Raw genomic sequence first — 23604 nt, 5'->3', positions numbered from 1 at the left:
AGTTCGCTCTGCTGAGGAAGGCCGCGTGGAATTTCGCATCATGGGTCCGCTGGAAGTGCTCGACGGCGACGACGACCGCACACCGACCGCGCCCAAGCACCGCGACCTGCTGGCGATGTTCGTGCTCAACGCGCGCCGCCCGCTCACCGTCGGACGGCTGCGCGGGCTGCTGTGGCCGCGCGAGGGCGGCGACCGGTCCGACTCCCTGGTCCGGGGCTATGTCGGGCAGCTGCGCCAGCTCATCGGCAAGGACGTGATCACCACGGTGTCCGGCACGTACACGCTGGCCATCGATGAGGAACAACTCGACGTCGACCGCTTCAGGTCGCTGGTGGAGCGGGGCTCGTACCAGGAGGCGCTGGCCCTGTGGCGCGGACCGGCGCTCGAGGACCTCGACCCCGACGGGGAGCGCTGGGTGGAGACGCGGCGGCTGCGCGAGGAGCTGGAGGAGCTGCGGCTGTTCGCCCTGGAACGCCGGGTGCAGCTCGACCTCGACGCCGGCCGTCACCGCGAGCTGCTGTCGGAGCTGCGACGGCTGGCCGGGCAGCATCCGCTCTGGCAGCGCTTCCGCGGCCAGTACATGCTCGCGCTCTACCGGAGCGGGCGGCGGGCGGAGGCCCTCGACGCGTACGCGGCGTTACGTGAGGCGCTCGACGACGGCCACGCGATCGAGCCCGACTCCGACCTGCAGCTCCTCTATCACCGCATGCTGCACGACGACGTGTCGCTGCACGTCTCGGCGGGGCCGCCGGTGCTGCTGCCGCACGACGTGCCCGGGTTCACCGGCCGCGCCGACCTCCTCGATCTGGTGGTAGGCGGGCAGGTCGTGGTGCACGGGCAGGCGGGCGCCGGCAAGTCGGCGCTGGCCGTGCACGCAGCCTGGCGCGAGCGCGAACGCTTTCCCGACGGGATCCTCTACACCGACCTGCGCGAGACGACGGCGCCCGCGGCGGTGCTCGAGGACTTCCTGCGCTGGCTGGGCTGCCCGGCCCAGGCCGTCCCCGCCTCGCTCGACGGACGAGAGCGACTTTTCCGTACGTACGCGGCCAACCGCCGGCTGCTGGTGCTGCTGGACAACGCGTCGGCCGAGAACCAGGTGCGGCCGCTGCTGACGTCCTGCCCCACGGTCGTCACCAGCCGCTCCTCCCTCGGCGGCCTGTCCGGCGCGACCCGCGTGTCCGTGGGCGTGCTCGGCGAGGACGACGCGCTCGACCTGCTCGTCCGCACCTCCGGCCGGGTGGCCGACGAGGCGCTGGGCAGGCTGGCCAGGTTCTGCGGCGGGCTGCCGATCGCGCTGCGCATCGCCGGGTCCCGGCTGGCCGCCCGGCCGGGCTGGACCGTCGACTACCTGGTCGGCCTGCTGGAGGACGAGCACGAGCGGCTTGACGGGCTGCGCTCCGGCGACCAGGCCGTACGCAGCGTGCTCGCCATCGGCTACGACGGCCTGCCCGATCCCGCCAAGGCCACACTGCGCGGGCTCGGCGCGCTGTCGGCGCCGGACTTCGCGGACTGGGTGGCGGAGCTGTTCGGCGGGCAGGCCGAGGCGCTGGTCGACGCCGGGCTGCTGGAGACGCACGTGGTCGACGTGGCCGGGCAGGTGCGCTACCGGCTGCACGACCTGACCCGCCTGTTCGCCCGCGAGCAAACGAGCCAGGGCGCACCGGACGCGCTCGTACGGCTGATGGACGTGGTCCTGGCCAGGGTACGGTCCTCGCGCTTCTCGCTGGTCTCCGGCGATCCGGGCACCCTCGTGGCGACCAGGGACATCAGGGAGTCGGTCGAGTGGCTCGCCGCCGAGCGGGCCTTCCTGGTCAGCCTGGTCTCCGACCTCCATCAGGCCGGCCTCGACGACGGCTGCCGGCGGCTCGCCCACCTGCTCGGACCGTACCTCGAACGCCACCGCTTCCTCGACGACTGGCGCCACGTCACGGCGGCGGCGCTGGAGTCGGCGCGGCGCGCGGGCGACGCCATAGGCGAGGCGCTGATCCTGCGTGACCTGGGCGACCTGCACCTGGCCGAACGGGAGTGGGACCTGGCGCACGACCGGCTCAGGCTGGCGCTCGGCATGTTCCTGCGCGAGGGACGCACCCGCGACGTCAACCAGACCAGGCGGCGCCTCGGCCGCGTCCACCTCGAACGCGACCGGCTGCCCGAGGCCGAGCGCGCCCTGCTCGGCTGCCTGAAGGCGGCGGAGAACGATCGCGACGCCGCCGAAGCGCTGCGCGTGCTTGGCGTGGTCCTGCACCGCGCGGGCCGGCTCGACGAGGCCGCGGACCGCCTCCAGACCGCCGCCGCCCACCTCGACGCGCTCGGCGACCGCTACCGGCAGGCCGACACGCTCCTGGATCTGTGCTCGGTACGGCTGGCGCAGCACGCGGTCCCCGACGCCAGAACGGCCGCCGAGACGGCCAGAGGGATCGCCATACGACTCGGCGACCAGCTGCTCGACGCGTACGCCCTGCTGGCCCTGGCCCGGGTGAACCAGGCGGAGGGCGCGGCGGAGCGGGCCAGGGAGCTGGCGGGGTCGGCGCTGGCGGTCTTCGAGGCGCTGGAGGACGATCTGGGCCGCTCCCAAGCGCTGCCCATGGTGGGGTGAAACGTGGTGGGGTGAAACTGGTGGGCCGACCGGAAACCGACTCGACATCCTCCGGCAACATCGCGGAAACGGCCGGTTCTTAAGGTCCGGGCCATGCGGCTTACCCCACACGAGCAAGAGCGCCTGCTCATCCACGTCGCCGCCGGGGTGGCCCGGCAGCGTCAGTCCAGGGGCCTGCGCCTCAACCACCCAGAGGCTACCGCGATCATCGCGTCGTTCCTGATGGAGGGGGCCAGGGACGGGCGGACCGTGGCCGATCTGATGGACGCCGGACGCTCGGTGCTCGGGCGGGACGACGTCATGGAGGGAGTGCCCGAGATGCTGGACTCCGTCCAGATCGAGGCGACCTTCCCCGACGGCACCAAGCTGGTCACCGTGCACAGGCCGATCCCGTGATTCCGGGCGAATATCTGCATCCCGCCGACGACATCCCGCTCAATCCGGGACGGCCGAGGGTCACGGTCCGGGTCGTCAACACCGCCGACCGGCCGGTCCAGGTCGGGTCGCACTACCACTTCGCCGCCGCCAACCCCGGGCTGGCCTTCGACCGCGACGCCGCCTGGGGGATGCGGCTCGACGTGCCCGCGGGCACCGCGATCAGGTTCGAGCCGGGTGTCGAGCGCGACGTGACCCTGGTACCGATCGCCGGGCGCCGCGTGGTGCCCGGCCTGCGACCGGAATGGGCGGGCCCCCTCGATGGCTGAGATCTCCCGTGCTCGATACGCCGCCCTGTACGGCCCCACCACGGGCGACCGCATCAGGCTGGCCGACACCGACCTGTTCGTCGAGGTCACCGAGGACCTGTCCGTGGGGCCGGCGGGAGCCGGGGACGAGGCGGTGTTCGGCGGCGGCAAGGTGATCCGCGAGTCGATGGGCCAGGCCAGGACGACCCGGGCCGAGGGCGCGCCCGACCTGGTCATCACAGGTGCGGTGATCCTCGACCACTGGGGCGTGGTCAAAGCCGACGTCGGCGTCACCGACGGCCGGATCTCCGCCATCGGCAAGGCCGGCAATCCGGACACCATGGACGGGGTCGACATCGTCATCGGGCCGTCCACCGAGATCCTCAGCGGCAACGGCAAGATCCTCACCGCGGGCGCCGTCGACTCCCACGTACACCTCATCTGCCCCCAGATCCTCGAGGAGGCGATCGGCGCGGGCGTCACCACGATCGTCGGCGGCGGCACCGGGCCGGTCGAGGGCACCAAGGCCACCACGGTCACCGGCACCTGGTACCTCTCCAGGATGCTGGAGTCGCTCGACTCCTACCCGCTCAACTTCGCGCTGCTCGGCAAGGGCAACACGGTGAGCGCCGAGGGCCTGGTCGAACAGCTCGAAGCGGGCGCCTCGGGGTTCAAGCTGCACGAGGACTGGGGCTCCACGCCGGCCGCGATCGACGCCTGCCTGACCGTGGCCGACGCGCACGGCGTACAGGTGACGATCCACACCGACACGCTCAACGAGGCCGGGTTCGTCGAGTCGACGCTGGCCGCCATCGGCGACCGGACGATCCACGCCTACCACACAGAAGGGGCGGGGGGCGGGCACGCGCCCGACATCATCAGGATGGCATCGTTCGCCAACGTCCTGCCCTCCTCCACGAACCCCACCCGGCCCCACACCATCAACACCCTCGACGAACACCTCGACATGCTGATGGTCTGCCACCACCTGAACCCGTCGATCCCCGAGGACCTGGCCTTCGCCGAGTCCCGGATCCGGCCCACCACGATGGCCGCCGAGGACGTCCTGCACGACCTGGGGGCGATCTCGATGATCGGCTCCGACTCGCAGGCGATGGGCCGCGTCGGCGAGACGATCATCCGTACGTGGCAGACTGCGCACGTCATGAAACGCCGCCGCGGCGCTCTGGGCGGCCCCGCGGACAACCTCCGCGCCCGCCGCTACATCGCGAAATATACGATCTGCCCGGCCATCGCCCACGGCCTCGACGCCGAACTCGGCTCCGTCGAACGCGGCAAGCTCGCCGACCTCGTCCTCTGGGACCCGGCGTTCTTCGGCGTCAAGCCCACGCTGGTGCTCAAGGGCGGCGTGGTGGCCTGGGCCCAGATGGGCGACGCGAACGCCTCCATCCCCACGCCGCAGCCGGTGCTGCCCCGCCCGATGTTCGGCGCCGCCCCGGCCACGGCCGCCGCGACGTCACTGCACTTCGTCTCACCCCTCGCCCTCGACGCGGGCCTCGCCGACCGCCTCGCGGTCCGCCGCCGCCTGGTCCCCGTGGCGGACGTACGGGGGCGGGGCAAGGACGCGATGCCGCTCAACGACGCGCTGCCCCGGATCGACGTGGCTCCGGACACGTTCGAGGTACGCGTGGACGGCGACCTGATCGAACCCGCGCCCGCCGAGACACTCCCGATGACCCAGCGCTACTTCCTGTTCTGATGACCATGAACCCCGCACTCCTGCTCCTCACGGACTCCCGCCTCCCGGCCGGGGGCCACGCCCACTCGGGCGGCACCGAACAGGCGATCGCCACGGGCGCGGTCCACGACCTGACGTCCCTGGCCGCCTTCCTGAGGGGCCGCCTGCACACCTCCGGGCATGTCGCCGCCGCCCTCGCCGCCGCCGCCTGCGCGTTGGGCGCCAACCGCTCCTCCGACACCTCATGGGATCTGCTGGACGCGGAGGCCGACGCCCGGACCGCCTCCCCAGCCCAGCGGGCCGCCTCCAGGACTCAGGGCAGACTGCTCTTGCGGGTGGCCCGCCGCCTGTGGCCGCCGCCCACGCTCGACGACCTGGCGCCGGGCGTACCGAGTCCCCGTCGCTCCGTCGCGCTCGACGGCCTGGCGCAGGCCGTACCGAATCCCCATCACCCCATCGCGCTCGGCGCGGCGGCGCACGCGGCGGGAGCGTCGCCCGAGGACGCCGCCCTGGCGGCGGCCTACCACGCGATCACCGGCCCGGCCACGGCGGCGGTCCGCCTGCTCGGCCTGGACCCGGTAGCGGTCCACGGCCTGCTCGCCGACCTGACCCCGGACCTCGCCACCACGGCTTCCGACGCCACGTCATCCGACCTCGCCACCTCGGCTTGCGACACCTCGCCGTACGGCGGGAGCTGGGCCGAACTGCCCGCCCGGTCCGCCCCCGCGCTGGACCTGCTGGCCGAGCGGCATGCGGAGGCCACGGTCAGACTGTTCGTCTCCTAGGAAGGACACACCATGGGCGCCAACCACGACGACCATCACCACGCGCCCGCCCACCACGGCAGAGCACTTCGCCTCGGGGTGGGCGGGCCGGTGGGCAGCGGCAAGACGGCCCTGGTCGCCGCCCTGTGCCGCGCGCTCGGCGGCTCCCTGCGGCTGGGCGTGGTGACCAACGACATCTACACGACCGAGGACGCCGACTTCCTGCGCCGGGCCGGGGTACTCGATCAGGAACGCATCCTCGCCGTCGAGACCGGCTGCTGCCCCCACACGGCCATCCGCGACGACATCGCCGCCAACCTCGACGCCGTGGAGACCCTGGAGGACCGGTTCGGCCCGCTGGACCTGGTGATCGTGGAGAGTGGCGGGGACAACCTGACGGCGACGTTCAGCCGTGGGCTGGCCGACCGGCAGATCTTCGTCCTCGACGTGTCCGGCGGCGACAAGGTGCCCCGCAAGGGCGGCCCGGGAGTGACCTCCGCCGACCTGCTGGTGATCAACAAAACCGACCTGGCGCCGCTGGTGGACGCCGACCTGACCGTGATGGCCCGCGACGCGGCGGCGGTACGCGGCGACAAACCCGTACTGTTCACCTCGATCCGCCAGGACCCCTCGGCGGCGGATGTGGCGGCCTGGGTCTCCGAACAGGCCCTTTCCTGGCCCCACGAGCCCGTCTCAGCGGCTTGACGGGCGTCGCCCTATGACTGACACGGGCTTGCCGCAGACAGCGGCAGAGACGTCGTCAGACGCCCAGGAGGACACGTCGGCGAGCGCCATCAGCGCCGTCGGGCGGCGGGCGATGCGGGCTCGGGCGGCTGTCGCGACCTCCCTGGCCGATGGCCGGACGGTCATCAGCAGGCTGAGCTCGATGCCGCCCCTGACCTTGCGGCAGACGGGTCCGCGGACCGTGCACCTGGTCTCCACGGCGGCCGGGCCGCTCGGTGGCGACCGGCTCGAACTCGACCTCGACGTCGCACCCGGCACCAGCCTCGAGGTCGGCTCGGTGGCCGGCACGCTGGTACTGCCGGGCGACGGTGAGTCCGTCATGGTGATCTCCGCACGCGTCGGGGCGGGCGCCGCACTCCGCTTCGCGCCCCAGCCGACAGTGCTCGCCGCCGGCTGCGCTCATCGCCTGGTGGTACGGCTGACGCTTTCGGCGGGCGCGCGGGTGTTCTGGCGCGAGGAGATCGTCTTCGGCCGGTACGGCGAGACGCCGGGCCGCTGCCACGCCCGCTTCGACGCCACGTACGACGGCCGCCCGCTGCTCAGGCAGGAGTACACGGTCGGCGACCCCGCCATCGACGCCTCGCCTGCCGTCTACGGCGACGCCCGCTGCATCGGCACCACCCTGATCACCCCCTCCCTGGCCTCCGCCCCGCCCCGCGCCATCTCGTCGCAAGCCGCCTCAGGGGCTGTGGTCGCGGAAGGTGTAGCCGTGTTACCGCTGGCCGGACCGGGTGTGCTGGTGTCCGCGCTGGCCGCCGACGCCGTCGCGTTGCGCCGGCGTCTGGAGTGGGGTGAGGGTGTGGCCCTCGGTAACCTGGCAGGAGCCGCGCGCCCGACCTAAGGTGATCGGGTGGCCGACTCTCTCTCACCGAGCCCCGCGAAGCCCAAGGCGCGGCGCGGCTACGCGTTCGTCATCGCGGTGGCGGGGGCGCTGCTGGTGTTCTGCGCGTTCCTGCCGTGGACGGGGGTCGAGGCCAGGATCGGTGCCATCGGCGGCGTGTCCAACGACCTACGGGGCATTGACGACAGTCTTGGCGTCTACGCGCTCATCGCCGGGCTCGCCACGCTGGCGCTCGGGGTCGCGGGTCTGTTCGCCCGGCCGCGGACGGCCGCGTTGGCGGTCATCCCGGGGGCGCTGGCGACGATCTGGCTGGTGATGTTCGTGGTCGATCCGCCCGGTGTCGGCAACGGGGTCTCCGTCGATCTCGGGTTCCTGTCGATCGAGCCGGGGATCCGCTACGGGTGGTTCGCCGCACTGGCCTGCGCGCTGGCCGTGATCGCCCTCGCCGTCCTGTCGCTAGTACGCGGCCGCCGGGCATAGCCGCCCAGCGGGGGTCCGCTCCCGAACGTGCCCCCCGGCGGGGAGACCAAGGCAACCTTCGCGGCGTGCTGTGCGTGTATGGGGTCATGATTTCAAAGGGCGTTCAGTGACGCCACATGCGGGCGGGTTCACGGAGTTCGTGGCCGCCCGCAGTACCAGCCTGTTACGCACGGCGTACCTGACCTGCGGTTCGCTCGGGGAAGCCGAAGACTTACTGCAGACCGCGCTGGAGCGGGCGTGCCTGCATTGGGACAGGCTGTGCCGAGGCGGCGACCCTGAGCCCTACATTCGGCGGATCATCGTCAACCTGGCGATCAGCCGGGCGCGGCGTCTGGCGATCGTGCGATTGATTCCGACGCACACCCCTCCCGAACTGCCCGCCGCGCGGGAGGACATCGAGTTACGGCACGTCGTCATGGACGGGTTGCGGGCGTTGCCGCCCCGTCAGCGGGCTGTGGTGGTGCTCAGGTTCTGGGATGACCTGACTGAGGCCCAGACCGCGAAGATGCTCGGCTGCTCCATCGGCACGGTCAAGAGCCAGACGTCCAAGGCGCTGAAACGCCTGCGGGCGCTGCTGGGTGAGGAGGTGGCGAACAGTGCGCGGTATTGAGGAACGACTACGCCAGGGAATGACCGACGCGACCCGGCCGGTGCGGGGGGCGCCGGAGCTGGCCGTACGGGTGATGGCCCGGGTGGCGCTGCGCAGGAGGCGGCGCAGGCTGGCGGCGAGTGTCGCCGCGGCTGCCGCTGTCGTGCTGGTGGCGATCGGCATCGTGTCGCCGTACATCGTCACCCGGCCGGACCCGGTCGCCGCTCCCCCGGAACTGGAAGGTGTGCGGATCGGCTACATCCCGGAGGGCCTGGGTGCCCCGCAACGCCTGCGGGAGGAGGAGAAAAACGTCGGAGGGCAGATCCGGCTGCGCGGTAAGGCGCTGAGATGGCAGGCCGGCGGCGATTTCGTCCAGGTCTCGGTTTACCGGGTGGACGGCGTCATGCGCGACGCGATGGACATCATGGCCATGAACGTTGTCGACGCACCGGTCGAGCCGCGATCCATCGATGATCCGGTGCTGTCCGGTGACGGCACCAGCGCGATGTGGGTCGCTGACCACCGCCTTGTGCTGGAAGTCACGGTCTCGGCGGCTCTGAAGGGAGAGCGCGACCGAATCGTCGGCGGTCTGCGCGTGACCGGCTGGAATCCCGCCTTCGCCGGGCTCCGCGTCACGTACATGCCGGCGGGCATGTGGGTCTCGGGAACGGTCGGCGCGAATCTCGACGCGCTGACCCGGCTCTGGCAGGGTGAGTCCGGCCGGCAGGTCTCCATCGAGGTCGTATACGGCCAGGCTGGGACGACGCTGGAGGAGTTGCGTGCCGCCGGACCGCCGCAGGAGGTGCTGACCGATGTGCGTCCGGCCTCGGTACACGGCCGGCCGGCCTACGCCGGCGCCACCGGACAGGCAGGCCGGGTGCTGCTGTGGCTGGTCGAGCCAGGAATCGGCGTACGGATCAGGGGGGACCACCTGCCGGAGGCAGACCTGGTACGGATCGCCGAGGGCATCCAGTCGCCCTCCGAAGGCCAGGGCGAGTCCGTCGACGGCATCGCCACCTACCTCGCCGGCCCAGCTCTGCGGCCGGGTCCTGTGGGGACCGTCATCACTCCACGCTGGCGTTCCACCATCCGGCGATGGATCGGCCCGGACGGCGAAGGCAGCGTCACCGTCTCCGTCCAGCGTGGCGCGGCGGTGCCGAGCGCCACTTGGTGGAGCAGCGTCTCCAGAGGCGAGCCGAAGCCGACGACCATCGCCGGGGTGCAAGGGATGCTGCTCGGTATGGGGGCCTCCAGAGCCAGCCGGAAGTTCGCCTGGACTCCAGAGTTCGGCCTGGCCATCGTGGTCACCGCCCCCGCACATGATCTAGGGCGAATCGTGAAAGGTATCGCAGCGCGATGATGGGGAATCCCCACCGGCTTGCAGGCGGGTGTCCCGTGCGAAAGCCGTCAGTCGTAGAAGCCCAGGCGGCGCAGCTGCTTGGGGTCGCGCTGCCAGTCCTTGGCCACGCTGATCCGCAGGTCGAGATAGACCCGAGTGCCCAGCAGCCCCTCGATCTGGGCGCGTGCCCGCGTCCCGACGTCGCGCAGGCGTTCGCCCTTGTGGCCGATCACGATCGCCTTCTGCGACGGCCGTTCGACGAACATGTGCGCGTAGATGTCGAGCAGATCATCCCGCCCTTCGCGTGGCATCATCTCGTCGACCACCACGGCGATCGAGTGCGGCAGCTCGTCGCGTACACCTTCCAGCGCCGCCTCCCTGATCAGCTCCCCCACCAGCACCTGCTCGGGCTCATCGGTGAGCTGCCCGCCCGGGTAGAGCGGCGGCGACTCCGGCAGGTGCTCGATCAGCACCTCGGCCAGCACGTCGAGCTGGTCACCCGACTGCGCCGACACCGGGACGATCGCCGCGAACTCCGCCACCTGCGACAACGCCAGGAGCTGCTGCGCGATCTGCTCCTTGGAGGCCAGGTCGCACTTGGTGAGTACGGCGACGACCGGCGTCTTCTTCACGGCCGAGAGCTTGTCGGCGATGAAGCGGTCGCCCTTGCCGATGGGCTCGTTGGCGGGTACGCAGAAGCCGATCACGTCGACCTCGGTCAGCGTGGACAGCACGAGGCTGTCGAGCCGCTCGCCGAGCAGGGTGCGGGGGCGGTGCAGGCCGGGAGTGTCGACGATGACGATCTGGGCCTCGGGCCGATGCACGATGCCCCTGATGACGCGGCGGGTCGTCTGCGGCTTGGACGAGGTGATCGCCACCTTCGTGCCGACCAGGGCGTTCATCAGCGTGGACTTGCCGACGTTCGGCCTCCCAACGAAGCAGGCGAATCCGGCGCGATGGCTGTCTGGCGAAGTCACATAGTGCATTGTGGCCTATCAAACGCCCTGTCGACGCCACCAGGCAAACGCGTCGGGCAGCACCAACGGCATCCAGGTGGTCGTGGTCAGGCCGGCGATCTCCGGCTCGGTCGCCCATCGGGCGTCGGTGATCTCGTCGCCGTCGGGGGTGGGCGTGCCCGACTCGATGACGCAGCCGTACACGGCGATGACGTACGCGCACAGGTGCCCGTTGGGGTAGACAGTACGGAATTCGGGCCCGCCGTACACACCGATCAGGCCGCGCGGCGCGACGTCAATGCGGAGTTCTTCCTGGAGCTCTCTGACCAGGGCGTCCTCGGGGCGTTCGTCGGGGTCGACGCCGCCGCCGGGTGCGGCCCAGAGGCCCACGTCGCCGTGACGCGCCATGAGCGCCCTTCCCGCGGAGTCGAACACGAAGCCGCAGACCGACGGAAGCATCAGCAGATCGGAGCCGACCTTGGCCCGTACCCCGGCCAAATACGGCGAAATCGCCACGTCAGCCTCTCACTGTGCCGTCGGGCCCGGAGCCCTTCAGCGTGCCGTCGGGCCCGGCCACCAGCAGCGCCTTGACGCCCAGCTCGGCGGCCACCGCCTCGTCCTCGGCGCTCGGCCCGTCGCCCGCCGTGACCAGCGCCGCCGCCTCCAGCGTCTGCGCGCCGCTGGAGACGGCCGTGGCGACCGCCACCTGCACCGCGGACAGCGTGAGGGAGGAGAGCGCGACGTTCGTGGCGGAGTAGGTGCGCCCGGTCTCATCGCGTACGGCGGCGCCTTCGGCCGAGCCGTTGCGCGCCCTTGCCGCCCGCGCGAGCGTAATGATCTTGCTGTCTTCTGGATCGAGAGTCACGAACTCTAGGTTAGGCGCTGACCATCCCCACAGGTTAAGCACTGACCATCCCCACAGCGGCGCTGAGCACCTGCCGGGTACGCTCCGGGTCCACCTTGGCGATGCCCGTGTGCACGACGGACACCAGCGTGTCCCCCGAGCGCGCGAGCATCACGTCCAGCGCGTACGGGTAGCCGTTCAGCCGCCCGCGCAGCTCCGCGCCCACCACCTCGTCGCCCACGTCCTCGACCGGCAGCATCGTCAGCCGCAACCGGGTGCCCCCACCCGCCCGCACCGCCCGGCACGCCTCCAGTGCCTCGGTCAGCTCCTCGATGCGCCCCTCCGCCTCCGAGCCCGCGTAGCGCGCCAGGCCCACCCCGGCCACCTCGCCCAGCTCGTCCCCCTCGAAGCTGGCCGCCGCCTGCGCCGTCAGCGCCAGCGCGGGCGCCCGCCCCGCGGCCGGATCCAGCGCGGCCCGGCAGTTGTGGTCCGCCGCCGCGAACGGCACCCGCCACGGCTCCTCGGACCGGGCGGAGAAGCCGTCAGGCAGCTGCGGATCCTTGTTCAGCACCTCGCGCAGCCGGGCCATGGCCTGGACGTCGACGTAACTCTCGGCCGGCCCGCCGCCGCAGCCGGCGAGCAGCCCGCTCATGATGGCCAGGATGATGATCCCGCGTTCCATGATTCCCCCCGGTTCGCAACGTCCCCGGGCGACGAATACGGCAATCCACCAGAGTCGCCAACAAAGCCCCAAACGCTAAAAGGGGGTTCTCGTCCGGCTTACCGGACGTGAACCCCCTTTACGCCGAGCAACGTCACGATCGGCTAGCAGACCGAGACGTTGTCGTCCCCCCCAGGGACATCCTCCCGCCGCGAACCCCACCCGGCGTTCGGATGCTTCCCCAGTGACACCCACCGCACTGGGGTGTCGGGATTAAGGCTGTCGTACGCCGCTTGCAACAGACTTGTAGAACACTTGCCACATCCATCGCAAAAGGGTCAGCGCGCTGTCAGTCGTGCTCGGCGGCGGCGGGTACGACATCACCCTCATGCGGAGCCACCCTGCGGACGACCACGGTGCTGATCCGGTTACGGCGCCCGGCGAGGCTCTCGGCCGTCAGCCGCAGCCCGGCCATCTCCGCCTCGGAGCCCGCGATCGGCACCCGGCCCAGCGCGTGGGCGAGCAGCCCGCCGACGGTCTCGACGTCGTCGACCTCGATCTCGGTGTGGAACAGCTCGGCGAGCTCGTCGACCGGCATCCGGGCCGTCACCCGGAGCCCGCCGTCGGGCATGGTCTCGACGCGGGGCGCCTCCCGGTCGTATTCGTCGGCGATCTCGCCCACGATCTCCTCGAGCACGTCCTCGATCGTGACCAGGCCGGCCGTCCCGCCGTATTCGTCGATGACGATGGCCAGGTGGATCTGTCTGGCCTGCATCTCGCGCAGGAGCTGGTCGATCGGCTTGCTCTCTGGGACGTAAGTGGCCGGGCGCATGATCGACTCGACCTTCTCCTCGCCGCCGTCCTCCCCCGAGTCCGACTCGTGCACCCTGCGGGTGACGTCCTTGAGGTAGGCGATGCCGATGACGTCGTCCTCGTTCTCGCCCACGACGGGGATGCGGGAGAAGCCGCTGCGCAGCGCCAGCGAGAGCGCCTGGCTGAGCGTCTTGCCCCGCTCGATGAAGACCATGTCGGTGCGCGGCACCATGACCTCGCGTACGAGCGTGTCACCCAGCTCGAAGACCGAGTGGATCATCTCCCGCTCGTCGGGCTCGATCATCCGTCGTTCCTCGGCCAGGTCGACCAGGTCGCGCAGCTCCGCCTCGGAGGTGAACGGGCCGTCGCGGAACCCCTTGCCGGGGGTCAGCGCGTTGCCGAGCAGGATGAGCAGCTTGGGCAGCGGGCCGAAGATCCGGGTCAGGCCGTAGACGATGGGGGCGCTGGCCAGCGCGATCGGCTCGGCGTGCTGGCGGCCGAGGGTGCGGGGCGAGACGCCGACGATCACGTAGCTGACCACGATCATGACGGCGGCCGCGCACACGTACGCCCAGCCCTGGTCGTGCATCAGGTCGATGAACAGCAGCGTCGCGATCACCGTGGCGACCAGCTCGCAGCTCAGCCGGAGCAGGAGCAGCAGGTTGAGATAGCGCGGGGGGTCGTTGACGATGGCCCGCAGCCGCGGGGCGCCACGCCGCCCCTCGCGCACGAACTCCTCCGCGCGCACCCTGGAAATGCGCGTCAGTGCCGTTTCCGCACTGGCGATCAGGCCACCGATCACCACGAGGGCGATGGCCAGAGGCAACCAGGCGTTCACCGCGGGCTGCGCACCTCCCGCCACGACTCGAGGAGCCGGGCCTGCAGGCCGAACATCTCCTTGTGCTCCTCAGGCTCGGCGTGGTCGTAGCCGAGCAGGTGGAGGATGCCGTGCGTGCACAGCAGCTCCAGCTCCTCCTGCGCGCTGTGACCGGCCTCCTCCGCCTGCCGGGCGGCCACCGGCGGGCAGAGCACCACGTCGCCGAGCAGCGCCGGGTCGGCGGCGGTGTCGGCGTCGCCGCGCGCCCCGCCTCCCGGGCGCAGCTCGTCCATGGGGAAGGCGAGCACGTCGGTCGGACCCGGCTCGCCCATCCACTTCTCGTGCAGCTCGGCCATCGTGCGCTCGTCGACCACCACGATCGACAGCTCGGCGAGCGGGTTGATGCCCATCTCGCCGAGCACGTGCGTGGCCAGCTCGACCAGGCCCTGCTCGCCGACCTCAGCGCCCGACTCGTTATTGATCTCGATACTCATCGTCGATTCCTCAACGTCTCTTCCCCCGATGCTGAATCTGCTTCGGCTCCTGAAGCGCGTCGTAGCGACCATAGGCGTCGACGATCTCGCTCACCAGCTTGTGGCGGACCACGTCGGCGCTGGTCAGCCGGGAGAAGTGGATGTCGTTGATGCCATCGAGGATCTCCTGGACCACCCGCAGGCCGCTGACCGTGCCCGAGGGCAGGTCGACCTGCGTGACGTCACCGGTCACCACGATCTTGGAATTGAAGCCGAGCCTGGTCAGGAACATCTTCATCTGCTCGGCCGAGGAGTTTTGTGCCTCGTCGAGGATGATGAAGGCGTCGTTGAGGGTACGGCCGCGCATATAGGCGAGCGGTGCCACCTCGATCGTGCCCGCCGCCATCAGCTTGGGGATCGACTCGGGGTCCAGCATGTCGTGCAGCGCGTCGTACAGGGGGCGCAGGTAGGGGTCGATCTTCTCGTAGAGCGTGCCCGGCAGGAAGCCGAGCCGCTCCCCCGCCTCGACGGCGGGCCGCGTCAGGATGATGCGGTTGACCCGCTTCTCCTGCAGCGCGCGTACGGCCTTGGCCATCGCGAGATAGGTCTTGCCGGTGCCCGCGGGACCGATGCCGAACACGACCGTGTACTGGTCGATGGCGTCGACGTAGCGCTTCTGGTTGACGGTCTTGGGCCGGATCGTCCGGCCGCGTGAGGACAGGATGTCGAGCGACAACACCTCGGCCGGGCGGTCGGACGTCATGCGCAGCATGGCGATGCTCCGCTCGACCGCGTCGGCGGTCAGCTCGCCGCCATTGCGCAGCACCTCGACCAGCTCCTCGAACAGGCGCACCACGGCGCCGCTCTCGTCAGGGCTGCCGGTGACGGTGATCTCGTTGCCACGCACGTGGATGTCGGCCCTGAACGCACCCTCGATGACGCGCAGCAGCTCGTCACGGGAGCCCAGGAGGCTGACCATTGGGTATTCGTCCGGTATCAGCACCTTGGCTTGAGTGCGCGAGGGAGGTGCCGTTCTTCGGGATTCATGTAGTTCGGACATGGGCAGGCCAGCGGCCTGATGCCTCCCGGTCTGTTCGGATGTACTTCTCCGCCCATCGTAGCCGGGACCAGGCTGATTGCTCGCGCCAATATCACCGCGCCGGATCAGCCGGGCGGCCACCGCAGATCACGCCCGCCGAGCACGTGGGCGTGCACGTGGAAGACCGTCTGCCCGGCGCCCGGCCCGGTGTTGAAGACCACCCGGTAGCCGCGCTCGGCCACGCCCTCCTGCACGGCCACGGCATGCGCGGTCTTGAGCACGTCGTCGGCCAGACCATCGTCGGCCTGGGCCAGGGCGGCCGCGTCGGCGTGGTGCTCCTTGGGGATGACCAGCACGTGCGTGGGCGCCTGCGGGTTGATGTCGCGGAAGGCCAGCGCCCGGTCGTTCTCGAGAACGATCTCGGCCGGGATCTCCTTGGCCACGATCTTGCAGAAGAGGCAGTCGGTCACAGGCAGCACCCTACCCACAGGGCTCGCCCTCCTCGGTCCTGCCCAGCTTGGCCGCCTCCAGTTCGTCGGCGATGATCCCGATGTCGTCAAGGGTCGGCTCCTCCGCGGCGAAGACGTACTTCGTCACGCAGGCCCTGAACACCTCGCTGAACCGGGTGTAGTGCTCCAGCTTGGGCCGCGTGGCCGTCGGCAGCGAGTCCTTGATCGCGGAGGCCAGTCGCCGGAGGTCCTCGCGCGTCGGCGGGGTACCCGTCTCGCGCGCGTCGGCCTCGGGGCAGACGGCCACGTCCTCGTAGGCGACCTCGACGACCGGGGCGTAGCCGCCGCAGGCGAACAGCTGCCGCTGGTTGTCCGGCTGGAGGAGGTATTTCACGAACTTGAGGACGCTGTCGTACTTGGTGGATCTGGCGGTGATGGCGAGGTTCGAGCCGCCGAGGGTCGCCGGGCCGGGGAGCTTCGACAGCTTGACCGGCGTCCTGCCGTCGGTGATCAGCTGCAGATCCGCGTACGGCCAGTGCCGAAGGTATCCGGCACCCCCGTCGGCGAAGGCGGCCAGGCTCTCGGCTTCCTTGTCCTTCCAGGAGTCCCCCAGCGTCTGGTCGCTCTGCCACTGCCGCATCCACCGCAGCGCGGCGAGCGCCCGCCGGTCGTTGGGCGCCTGGTCGAGCACGATCTCGCCGTCGTCGTCCACCACGGTGGCGCCATAGGCGCGGAGCAGTTCGAGCAGCCCCACGGTCCTGCCTTCGAAGTCGGCGAGCTGCGCCAGGTACCCGCCGTGTGGGAAGCTGGCCCCGGCCTGGCGGGCGGCGGGCCAGAGCTGGTCCCAGCTCGTCGGCTCGGGCAGGTCGGCCCTGCGGTACAGCAGCCCCACGTCCACCGCGAACGGCAGCGCGTACTGCTTGCCGTCCCACTGGCCGCTCTCGCGCGCCTGGCGTACCAGACCCGAGGGGACGTCCTCGGGCCGGATCTCGCTGAGCAGGCCGGCGGCGGCGAACTCGGCCGTCGAGGCCATGTCGATGATCAGCAGGTCGTACGCCTGGCACGGGTCGGCCTGGGCGGCGGCCAGCATCTCGTCGCGCTTGAGGTCGGCCACCCTGGAGATCTCGATCATCTGGACGAGCGGGCCCTTCCAGCGGCGGATCAGCTCCCTGCGCGCGCCGCCGACGCTCACGTCATCGCCGGTGGCGACCCTGATCACGTCGTCGTCCACGCACTGCTCCGCGGGCGCCGGCCGCTCCTTGACGCCGACCACGCCGAGCGTGAGCAGCACCCCCGCCGCCGCGCCCACGGCCGCGGCCCGCCATCGCCGCACGGTCACGGGCTCTCCCGCCACAGCTCCGTCAACTCCTTGTCGACCTCGTCGACCTGGTCCTGGTACGGCGTCGCGGCCTCGGCCCGGCTGATGGGCGCGCACTTGACGACCTCGCCGGCGGCCTTGACCAACCGCGCGATGTGGTCGGCGTCGCACCGCTGCTCCCCGGTGAGCAGCAGCCGTACCCTGAGCCCCTTCACCTTCCGCAGGGCGGCCACCGTACGGCCGAGGTCGCCCGCCTGGTGACCGCCGTCGGTCAGCATGACCACGACCGGGTTGGGGGTGTCCGCGAGCAGGGGCGCCGCCCGCGCCAGCACGTCCCCGAGCGGGGCGTCGCGCCCGTGTACGGCCAGCGTCCCCAGCCGCCCGGCCACCTGAGCCGAGCCTGTCACCAGGGTCTCGCCGATCCCGCCGGAATCGGAAAAGGTGGCCAGCCGGACCGTGTCGCGGCCCTCGCGCAGCCGCCTGAGCAAGGTGCTGGCCCCTGAGCTGGCCCGCTGCAGCGCGGTGCCGCCCGTGATCGGATTGCCCATCGAGCCCGACGCGTCGACCAGCAGCAGGAACGACGTCTCCGGATGCGCCTTGCCGAGGCGGTCGATCAGTCGGGCCGGTTCGACGATGGCCGGTTCGGCGCTGTCGGCCTGTCCCGAGTCGAGCTCTTTGCCGAGCGGCATGGGTTCCTTGCGGTCGGACACGCCCGCCGAGTCGCGGTAGCCGTAGGGGGCGAGCTTGTCCTGGGCGAGCCAGTCGTGGAAGTCGATCACCGCCCGCTCGCGCGCGTCGTTCCACTGATCGGCCCACTTCAGCCGGACGTAGCGGTAACTGAGGGTGGGCAGTCCATCGAGCCGGTGCCAGGACAGGCCGGCCGTCTGCCGCCCCGGAGCGCAGGCACCCAGGTCCTGGTGGTTGTTGACCGCGTAGACGAGGTGCTCCGGCACGATCATGGCAAGCGATTCCTTGACGGTGTCGAAGCGGTCGCGGGCGTAGCAGAGGAGGCTGGCGGCGTCGGAGAGCGGGAGGTTCGGCGGGGTGTAGGCCATCTCGTCGGAGATGTCCTTGGAGGTGTCGGAGCTGTAGAGCCCGGCGCTGGCGATGAGCCCGATCTCCGACAGGTCGGCGCGCGGCCTGGCCAGGGGTGCCCCGACGCTCTCCAGCCAGGCCCGCATCCCGGGCAGGTCCGTTGGCGGGGACTGCGTGCCCAGCCGCGCCTCCAGCGCGGGCGTGAACGCCACCAGCAGCGCGGAGGTGGCCACCGGGGTCATCCGATCGAAGGTGACCTGGCCCAGGTTGGCGAACGCCTGGCGGAGATATTCCTCGGTGGCGGTGCTGGAGGGGATCCAGATGTCGGGGTGGACCGCGATCAGCGCGCGGTAGGTGCTGCTGTTCCAGGAGGCGGGGTCGTTCCACTCCTTGTTGGCGGCCTGGGACATGGTGGCGAGCGGCGGCTGGGGGGTCACGGCGAACCGGACGCGCGGGCAGCCGCGCAGGTCGGCGCTCTCGTCGGCGTAGCGGCGGCCGACCGCCTGGAGGGCGGCCACGTTCTCGGCGGAGGTGAGCACCCGCAGCTCCAGCGGCTGGTCACAGGGGGTGGAGAGCGCCCAGCCCAGTCCGATCCGTACGAGCGGCCCGCCCTGCAGGACGAGCACCACCGCGAGCATCCCGGCGACGAACCCGAGCGCCCCGGCCGTCAGCGGCCCGGTGCGCCGACTCACCCACTCGACGGCGGCCCTGACCAGCAGGGCGACGAACACGATCAGCCGCCACACCCCGCCGAAGAACGCCCGCAGCAGGGTGCCGAGCCACGCGACGGCCGTCCCGACGGGGCCGAGCCGGGCGCCGAGCATGACCACCACCACGAGGACGGTCAGGACCAGGATCACCAAGGAGGCCACGGTGAACACCACGCGCCCGGCCGCGCCGCCGCCCAGCAGCGGCGCCGCCACCGCCCCCAGGAAGGCCCATAGTGGCGTCACGATGGCAGCCACGTCCTTCAACCGCTCGCTCCGAGCGGCCGGGGCGGCTCTGCGGGGTGACTGGGGGCGCCGCATTCTCCCTCGATCCTAGATCGGCCGGAATCCGCTGTCTCCGTTGCGAATCGGTAATCCGCCGTGCCGTGCGTCCGAAGATCCTCGCGGTTAGGGTTAGTGTGCGAGACTGCCGAAAAATAAGACGATTCAGGGTCGGGCGAAGCCACCTGGCGAGGACACGACTGGCTAATGCCCTCTAAGGAACCGCAAGAGCGTAAACCCTCCGGGAAGGCCGCGCGTCCCAATGATGTGACCACCGAAACCCTCTTGGCCGACAGGTCGCTGGGGGCGGTGCCGGTCGGGTGGGACGCCGACATGGCCGTGACCGCGCTTTACAGTGCGCACTTTCGGTCATTAGTGCGTCTCGCTGTGTTGCTGGTGCGAGACATGGCAACCGCGGAAGAAGTCGTGCAGGACACGTTCGTCGCCATCCATGGCGCCTGGCGTAGACTGCGCGATCCCGACAAAGCACTTGCCTACCTGCGGCAATCCGTCGTCAACCGGTCCCGTTCCGTGCTGCGTCACCGCGCGGTCGTCGAGAAGTACGCGCCCAAGGGCCTGCCCGATGCTCCGAGCGCCGAGAACGGCGCGATCGGCGAGCTCGAACGCACCGCCGTCATCGAAGCGCTAAGGTCCCTGCCAACACGTCAGAGAGAGGCACTCGTCCTTCGCTACTACGGTGATCTGTCCGAGGCTGAGATCGCCCACGCCATGGGCATCAGCAAGGGTGCGGTCAAGAGCCACACAGCTCGTGGCATGGCCGCCTTGCGATCCGTCCTGGAGAAAATGTCATGACCCAGTCCCCCGACGAGTATGGCGACGTCCTGCGCCGTGTGCTCCGTGCGGAGGCGGACACGGTCGTGCCCTCGCCGGAAGGACTGGAGATCATCCGCGCCCGCATCGAGCGGCGCGGAGTGCGCAACCTGTTCTGGTGGCGAGCGGGCGCCGCCGCCGCCAGCGCGCTGCTGGTGGCGGGCACGATCGTGATGGTCGTCCCCGAGCTGCGCCACAAGGTCATCCAGCAGGAGACCGTGGAGCAGGTGAGAGACACCAGGTCCAAGCCGCCATCCAACTCCTCGACCAGTCGGCCCGCCTCGCCCAAGCCGACCCCGCCACCGGACGATCCGCCCGCCGTGGTGCCCGCCCCGATCACCTCCGCGCCGTTGCCCGCCTCGGAGACCGCCAAGTCCACCAGCAAGCCGACGCCCAAGGCGACACCGACCCCCAAGTGCCCGACTCCCACGACGCCCACCGAGGAGCAGCCGCCGGAGGACTGCCCCACGGACGAGGCGACGCCCACACCGACGCCTACGCCGACTCCCACGCCGTCGGACACGAGCATGCCCGGCGGGCCCTGTCCGCTCGAGGAGTGCCCACCGACCGACATCGACACGACGTCCGGCACCTTCGCCAGCCCGCTCGGCGGCACCCCTCTCGCCACCACACCATGAGCGGCTGAGAGCTCACCAGCGTCCGGTACGCGCCAGGAGTACGGCCGCCGCCGCCACCCCCGCCGTCGAGGTACGCAGCACCGTAGGGCCGAGCAGCACCGGCACCGCCTTCGCCGCCCTGAACCCGGCCAGCTCCGCGTCCGAGACGCCCCCCTCGGGCCCCACCACGACGACGATGTCGCCCCCGGCGGGCAGCGTCACGCCCGACAGCGGCTCGGCGGCCTCCTCGTGCAGCACCAGACCGAGCGCCGCGCCGCCGAGCAGCGCCTCGACCCCGGCCGTGGACACCGGCGCGGCCACCTCCGGCAGATGGAACCTGCGGGCCTGCTTGCCCGCCTCCCGGGCCGTCGAACGCCACTTGGCCAGCGACTTGGCCGCCCTGTCGCCCTTCCACTGGGTGACGCTGCGAGCCGCCGCCCAGGGCACGATCACGTCGACGCCCGCCTCGGTCATCATCTCGACGGCCAGCTCGCCCCTGTCGCCCTTGGGCAACCCCTGGACGACGACCAGCCTGGGCTCGGGCGGCGGCGCCTCGTAGCGGCCCAGCACGTCGAGTCTGAGCGCGTCCTTCAACGCCTCACGTACGACGCACTCGGCGACCGTGCCGGCGCCGTCCGTCAGGTCGATCCGCTCTCCGGCGCGCAGGCGCCGGACCGAGGCCGCGTGGCGCCCTTCAGGACCGTCGAGGACCAGCTCCGGCCCGGTGCGGTCGGCGAGGCCGTCGGCCAGGAATACCGGCACGGTCACCGGCGATCACCCCAAAGATTTTCACGTTCAGTAGCCATAGGATCACGAAACGATTAAGGTTGGCCGCGATCGCACCTTCCTGAGGTCACTCTACGAGGGGTCCAGAGCGGTCAACGACCCCCTCCTGAAGGAGAAGGCTTGAGGTGCCGCCAGGTGCTTTGAAGCCCCGTGTTGACCAGCCCTAGTCATCACCGTTGGAGGTGTGATCCAGATGGCTACCTTTCACGCAGGACCGCAGACCCACCAGCGAATGCTTCCTCAGTTCGCTGCTCTGGAATCCGTGGGAGCAGACACGCCCGAGGGTGGGCACGAAACGGCTTACGGACGCGCGGCAGGCCGCGCACCCGGTGTGGAAGTTGGGCGAGGGGAGATCCGCCGTACCGCACCGGGCGGCGGGCGTCACCCCGACCCGGAGCAGTCCGGGAAGGGCGGAAGGGTCCTTACAGACCCACACGTTTTCGTCCTCGATCGCCACGGGAAACCGTTGCAGCCCTGCCGACCCGGCCGAGCCCGGCACTTCCTCAAAGCGGGCCGGGCGTTGGTGGTCCGGCACACCCCGTTCGTCATCCGCCTGACCGACCGCACGGCGGCCGACTCCACGGTCGCCGGCGTCGAGATCGGCCTCGACCCCGGCTCCAAGCACACCGGCATTGCCGTCTTCACCGAACGCGGCGCAAGCCGTGCCGGGAAATACAGCGTCCAACTCGAACACCGGGGCGCCGCGATCCGCGACAAGCTCACCGCCCGCTCGCGCTACCGGCGCGGCAGGAGATCGCGCAACCTGCGCTACCGCGCTCCTCGATTCCTCAACCGCGCCAAACCCAAGGGCTGGCTCGCGCCGTCCCTACGGCACCGGGTGGACACCACCATGTCGTGGGTGGCCCGGCTGGGCCGGTGGGCACCCGTGCGCGCCATCCAGATCGAGCGCGTCGCGTTCGACACGCACGCCATGTCGGCGGGCAAGCCGCTGGAAGGCGTCGAGTACCAGCAGGGGACGCTGGCCGGATACGAGGTCCGCCAGTACCTGCTGGAGAAATGGGGCCGGACCTGCGCGTACTGCGGTGCGGCGGGTACGCGTTTGCAGGTCGAGCACATCCACCCCAAGGCGCGGGGCGGCTCCGACCGGATCTCCAACCTGACGCTGGCGTGCCAGCCGTGCAACCAGGCGAAGAACACAACACCCGTCGAAGAGTTCCTGCGAAACACACCTACCGCCGAACCCGCACCGACCGGTACGGATTCCCCCGCCTGCGGCTCCCCCGCATCAAGCACGTCCATGGGTTCGCCACCGGCGACCTCGTACGCGCCACCCTCACCCACGGCAAACACACCGGAGTCCACACCGGACGCGTCGCCGTCCGCACCACAGGCTCCTTCAACATCACCACCGCGACCGGCACCCGCCAAGGCATCAACCACAAACACATCCGCCTGCTCCAAAGAGCCGACGGCTACAGCTACACCACGAGCAAGGAGACCACCACTGAACGGTGAACCTCAGGGCACACTCAGGCCCTCAAGGGCCTTCCCGCTCCCGCTCCCGTTCCCTCCCCGGCATGAACGCCGGGGTATCCACGGGTGGTTCTGATGACGTTCATGTCCAGGAACACCCGCCGCGCGCGGCGCTGGCCGTGCGCGCTGAAGACCCGGCTGACCGTCCTGCTCACCGTCCCTGCCAGGATCGCCCGCGCGGCGCCGCGCCGGCTCGCCGGAAAGGCCCCGGACACGACGGGGCCCGCGGCCGAGGAGCCCCACCGGCCCGCCACCGGCCGCCCGCGCCGCCCGCCCGATCCCGTGGCCGTACGCGACGTGCTCCGCTCGGCCCTGAGCGCGGCCGGGTCCGGCCGCGCGGTGCTGGGCGAAGTGGACGACGCCCTGCTCAGGGGCACGGCCGTCGCCGAGATCGCGCACCTGGTGACCGAGCTGGTCGACAACGCGCTGACCTGCTCGGCGCCCGACACCGAGGTGGAGATCCGGGCCAGCACCCGCGAGGGCGAGTGCCACATCGCGATCGTCGACCAGGGCGTGGGGATGACCGAGGGAGAGCGCGCCGCCGCGAACGCCCGGCTCCGTGGCGAACGGCGCTTCTTCGCCGCCCCCACCCGCTACCTCGGCCACTACGTGGTGGGCAGGCTGGCCGAGCGGCTCGGTGTGCGCGTGTGGCTGGACGAGTCGCCGCCACACGGCATCACCGCCCGGGTGGCCCTCCCGGGCGAACTCCTGGTGCCCTTACGGGTCACCGGCCGTTGAACGTGTCCC

General features: G+C 70.9%; 25 protein-coding genes. 14 read left to right on the top strand and 11 right to left on the bottom strand.

Features of this window, described 5'->3' with window-relative positions; genetic code table 11:
- The first annotated feature begins 25 nt into the window (after positions 1 to 25).
- From AB0C30_RS23085 to AB0C30_RS23040, 10 genes are all read left to right on the top strand, one after another.
- A complete protein-coding gene (locus AB0C30_RS23085; protein WP_357947305.1) occupies positions 26 to 2596 on the top strand; it encodes a BTAD domain-containing putative transcriptional regulator in 2571 nt (856 codons plus the stop codon).
- A gap of 93 nt (positions 2597 to 2689) precedes the next feature.
- Positions 2690 to 2992 carry an urease subunit gamma gene (locus AB0C30_RS23080; protein ID WP_357947302.1) on the top strand — a complete coding sequence of 101 codons (303 nt, stop codon included), beginning with the start codon at positions 2690 to 2692 and terminating at the stop codon, positions 2990 to 2992.
- Complete coding sequence (locus tag AB0C30_RS23075) at positions 2989 to 3300, top strand: urease subunit beta (protein ID WP_214638406.1); 312 nt, start codon at positions 2989 to 2991, stop codon at positions 3298 to 3300. Before AB0C30_RS23080 ends, AB0C30_RS23075 begins: the two co-directional genes overlap by 4 nt.
- Complete coding sequence (locus AB0C30_RS23070; RefSeq protein ID WP_357947298.1) at positions 3293 to 4999, top strand: urease subunit alpha; 1707 nt, start codon at positions 3293 to 3295, stop codon at positions 4997 to 4999. The genes AB0C30_RS23075 and AB0C30_RS23070 overlap by 8 nt, the downstream gene beginning before the upstream one ends.
- A gap of 5 nt (positions 5000 to 5004) precedes the next feature.
- The gene (locus AB0C30_RS23065; protein ID WP_357947295.1) at positions 5005 to 5763 is read left to right on the top strand and encodes an urease accessory UreF family protein; all 759 of its coding nucleotides are present in this window, start codon (positions 5005 to 5007) and stop codon (positions 5761 to 5763) included.
- A gap of 12 nt (positions 5764 to 5775) precedes the next feature.
- Entirely contained in the window at positions 5776 to 6447 is a 672-nt protein-coding gene (ureG, locus tag AB0C30_RS23060; protein WP_357947292.1) for an urease accessory protein UreG, read from the top strand.
- A gap of 13 nt (positions 6448 to 6460) precedes the next feature.
- A complete protein-coding gene (locus tag AB0C30_RS23055; protein ID WP_357947289.1) occupies positions 6461 to 7327 on the top strand; it encodes an urease accessory protein UreD in 867 nt (288 codons plus the stop codon).
- A 9-nt stretch (positions 7328 to 7336) separates the two neighbouring features.
- Positions 7337 to 7807 (top strand): hypothetical protein, encoded by a 471-nt coding sequence (locus AB0C30_RS23050; RefSeq protein ID WP_357947286.1) that lies wholly within the window; start codon positions 7337 to 7339, stop codon positions 7805 to 7807.
- Between the two features lie 106 nt (positions 7808 to 7913).
- Positions 7914 to 8417, top strand: coding sequence for a SigE family RNA polymerase sigma factor (locus tag AB0C30_RS23045; protein ID WP_357947283.1), 504 nt, complete (start codon positions 7914 to 7916; stop codon positions 8415 to 8417).
- Entirely contained in the window at positions 8404 to 9756 is a 1353-nt protein-coding gene (locus AB0C30_RS23040) for a hypothetical protein (RefSeq protein WP_357947280.1), read from the top strand. Before AB0C30_RS23045 ends, AB0C30_RS23040 begins: the two co-directional genes overlap by 14 nt.
- A 47-nt stretch (positions 9757 to 9803) precedes the next feature.
- Here AB0C30_RS23040 and era read toward each other — a convergent pair whose 3' ends face one another.
- The 10 genes from era to AB0C30_RS22990 form a co-directional block, all read right to left on the bottom strand.
- Positions 9804 to 10712, bottom strand: coding sequence for a GTPase Era (gene era, locus AB0C30_RS23035; protein ID WP_357947277.1), 909 nt, complete (start codon positions 10710 to 10712; stop codon positions 9804 to 9806).
- Positions 10713 to 10730: 18 nt separating this feature from the next.
- Positions 10731 to 11207, bottom strand: coding sequence for an NUDIX domain-containing protein (locus tag AB0C30_RS23030; RefSeq protein ID WP_357947274.1), 477 nt, complete (start codon positions 11205 to 11207; stop codon positions 10731 to 10733).
- A gap of 1 nt (position 11208) precedes the next feature.
- Positions 11209 to 11556, bottom strand: coding sequence for a cytidine deaminase (locus tag AB0C30_RS23025; protein WP_357947271.1), 348 nt, complete (start codon positions 11554 to 11556; stop codon positions 11209 to 11211).
- 34 nt (positions 11557 to 11590) lie between these two features.
- The gene (locus AB0C30_RS23020; RefSeq protein WP_357947268.1) at positions 11591 to 12217 is read right to left on the bottom strand and encodes a hypothetical protein; all 627 of its coding nucleotides are present in this window, start codon (positions 12215 to 12217) and stop codon (positions 11591 to 11593) included.
- A 328-nt stretch (positions 12218 to 12545) separates the two neighbouring features.
- Positions 12546 to 13847: a hemolysin family protein gene (locus AB0C30_RS23015; protein WP_357947265.1), complete on the bottom strand. Its 1302-nt coding sequence runs from the start codon at positions 13845 to 13847 to the stop codon at positions 12546 to 12548.
- Entirely contained in the window at positions 13844 to 14320 is a 477-nt protein-coding gene (gene ybeY / locus AB0C30_RS23010; protein ID WP_225290749.1) for an rRNA maturation RNase YbeY, read from the bottom strand. Before ybeY ends, AB0C30_RS23015 begins: the two co-directional genes overlap by 4 nt.
- Positions 14321 to 14330: 10 nt before the next feature.
- Positions 14331 to 15359: a PhoH family protein gene (locus AB0C30_RS23005; protein WP_357947261.1), complete on the bottom strand. Its 1029-nt coding sequence runs from the start codon at positions 15357 to 15359 to the stop codon at positions 14331 to 14333.
- A 104-nt stretch (positions 15360 to 15463) separates the two neighbouring features.
- Positions 15464 to 15814, bottom strand: a complete 351-nt coding sequence (locus tag AB0C30_RS23000; RefSeq protein WP_225291013.1) for a histidine triad nucleotide-binding protein — start codon at positions 15812 to 15814, stop codon at positions 15464 to 15466.
- Positions 15815 to 15818: 4 nt separating this feature from the next.
- Positions 15819 to 17126: an extracellular solute-binding protein gene (locus AB0C30_RS22995; RefSeq protein ID WP_357947258.1), complete on the bottom strand. Its 1308-nt coding sequence runs from the start codon at positions 17124 to 17126 to the stop codon at positions 15819 to 15821.
- Positions 17123 to 19105 carry a vWA domain-containing protein gene (locus AB0C30_RS22990; protein ID WP_357947255.1) on the bottom strand — a complete coding sequence of 661 codons (1983 nt, stop codon included), beginning with the start codon at positions 19103 to 19105 and terminating at the stop codon, positions 17123 to 17125. The genes AB0C30_RS22995 and AB0C30_RS22990 overlap by 4 nt, the downstream gene beginning before the upstream one ends.
- 357 nt (positions 19106 to 19462) lie before the next feature.
- On the opposite strand from AB0C30_RS22990, the gene AB0C30_RS22985 reads away from it, so the two are divergent.
- On the top strand, positions 19463 to 19942 hold the full coding sequence (locus tag AB0C30_RS22985; RefSeq protein ID WP_214638568.1) for a SigE family RNA polymerase sigma factor: 480 nt from the start codon (positions 19463 to 19465) through the stop codon (positions 19940 to 19942).
- On the top strand, positions 19939 to 20598 hold the full coding sequence (locus tag AB0C30_RS22980) for a hypothetical protein (RefSeq protein ID WP_357947252.1): 660 nt from the start codon (positions 19939 to 19941) through the stop codon (positions 20596 to 20598). The genes AB0C30_RS22985 and AB0C30_RS22980 overlap by 4 nt, the downstream gene beginning before the upstream one ends.
- Positions 20599 to 20610: 12 nt before the next feature.
- On the opposite strand, the gene AB0C30_RS22975 is transcribed toward AB0C30_RS22980, so the two are convergent.
- Positions 20611 to 21345: a 16S rRNA (uracil(1498)-N(3))-methyltransferase gene (locus AB0C30_RS22975; protein WP_357947249.1), complete on the bottom strand. Its 735-nt coding sequence runs from the start codon at positions 21343 to 21345 to the stop codon at positions 20611 to 20613.
- Between the two features lie 484 nt (positions 21346 to 21829).
- Between AB0C30_RS22975 and iscB the strand changes: the two genes are divergently transcribed.
- Together iscB and AB0C30_RS22965 are read left to right on the top strand one after the other, a co-directional pair.
- Entirely contained in the window at positions 21830 to 22933 is a 1104-nt protein-coding gene (gene iscB / locus AB0C30_RS22970; RefSeq protein WP_357947246.1) for an RNA-guided endonuclease IscB, read from the top strand.
- 8 nt (positions 22934 to 22941) lie between these two features.
- Positions 22942 to 23595 carry an ATP-binding protein gene (locus AB0C30_RS22965; protein WP_357947243.1) on the top strand — a complete coding sequence of 218 codons (654 nt, stop codon included), beginning with the start codon at positions 22942 to 22944 and terminating at the stop codon, positions 23593 to 23595.
- Positions 23596 to 23604 lie beyond the last annotated feature (9 nt).

The sequence above is a fragment of the Nonomuraea sp. NPDC048901 genome, from assembly GCF_040649695.1.
Lineage (GTDB): Bacteria > Actinomycetota > Actinomycetes > Streptosporangiales > Streptosporangiaceae > Nonomuraea.
Note: the sequence above shows the minus strand (reverse complement) of the source record. Positions and strands in the feature narration are given on the sequence as shown.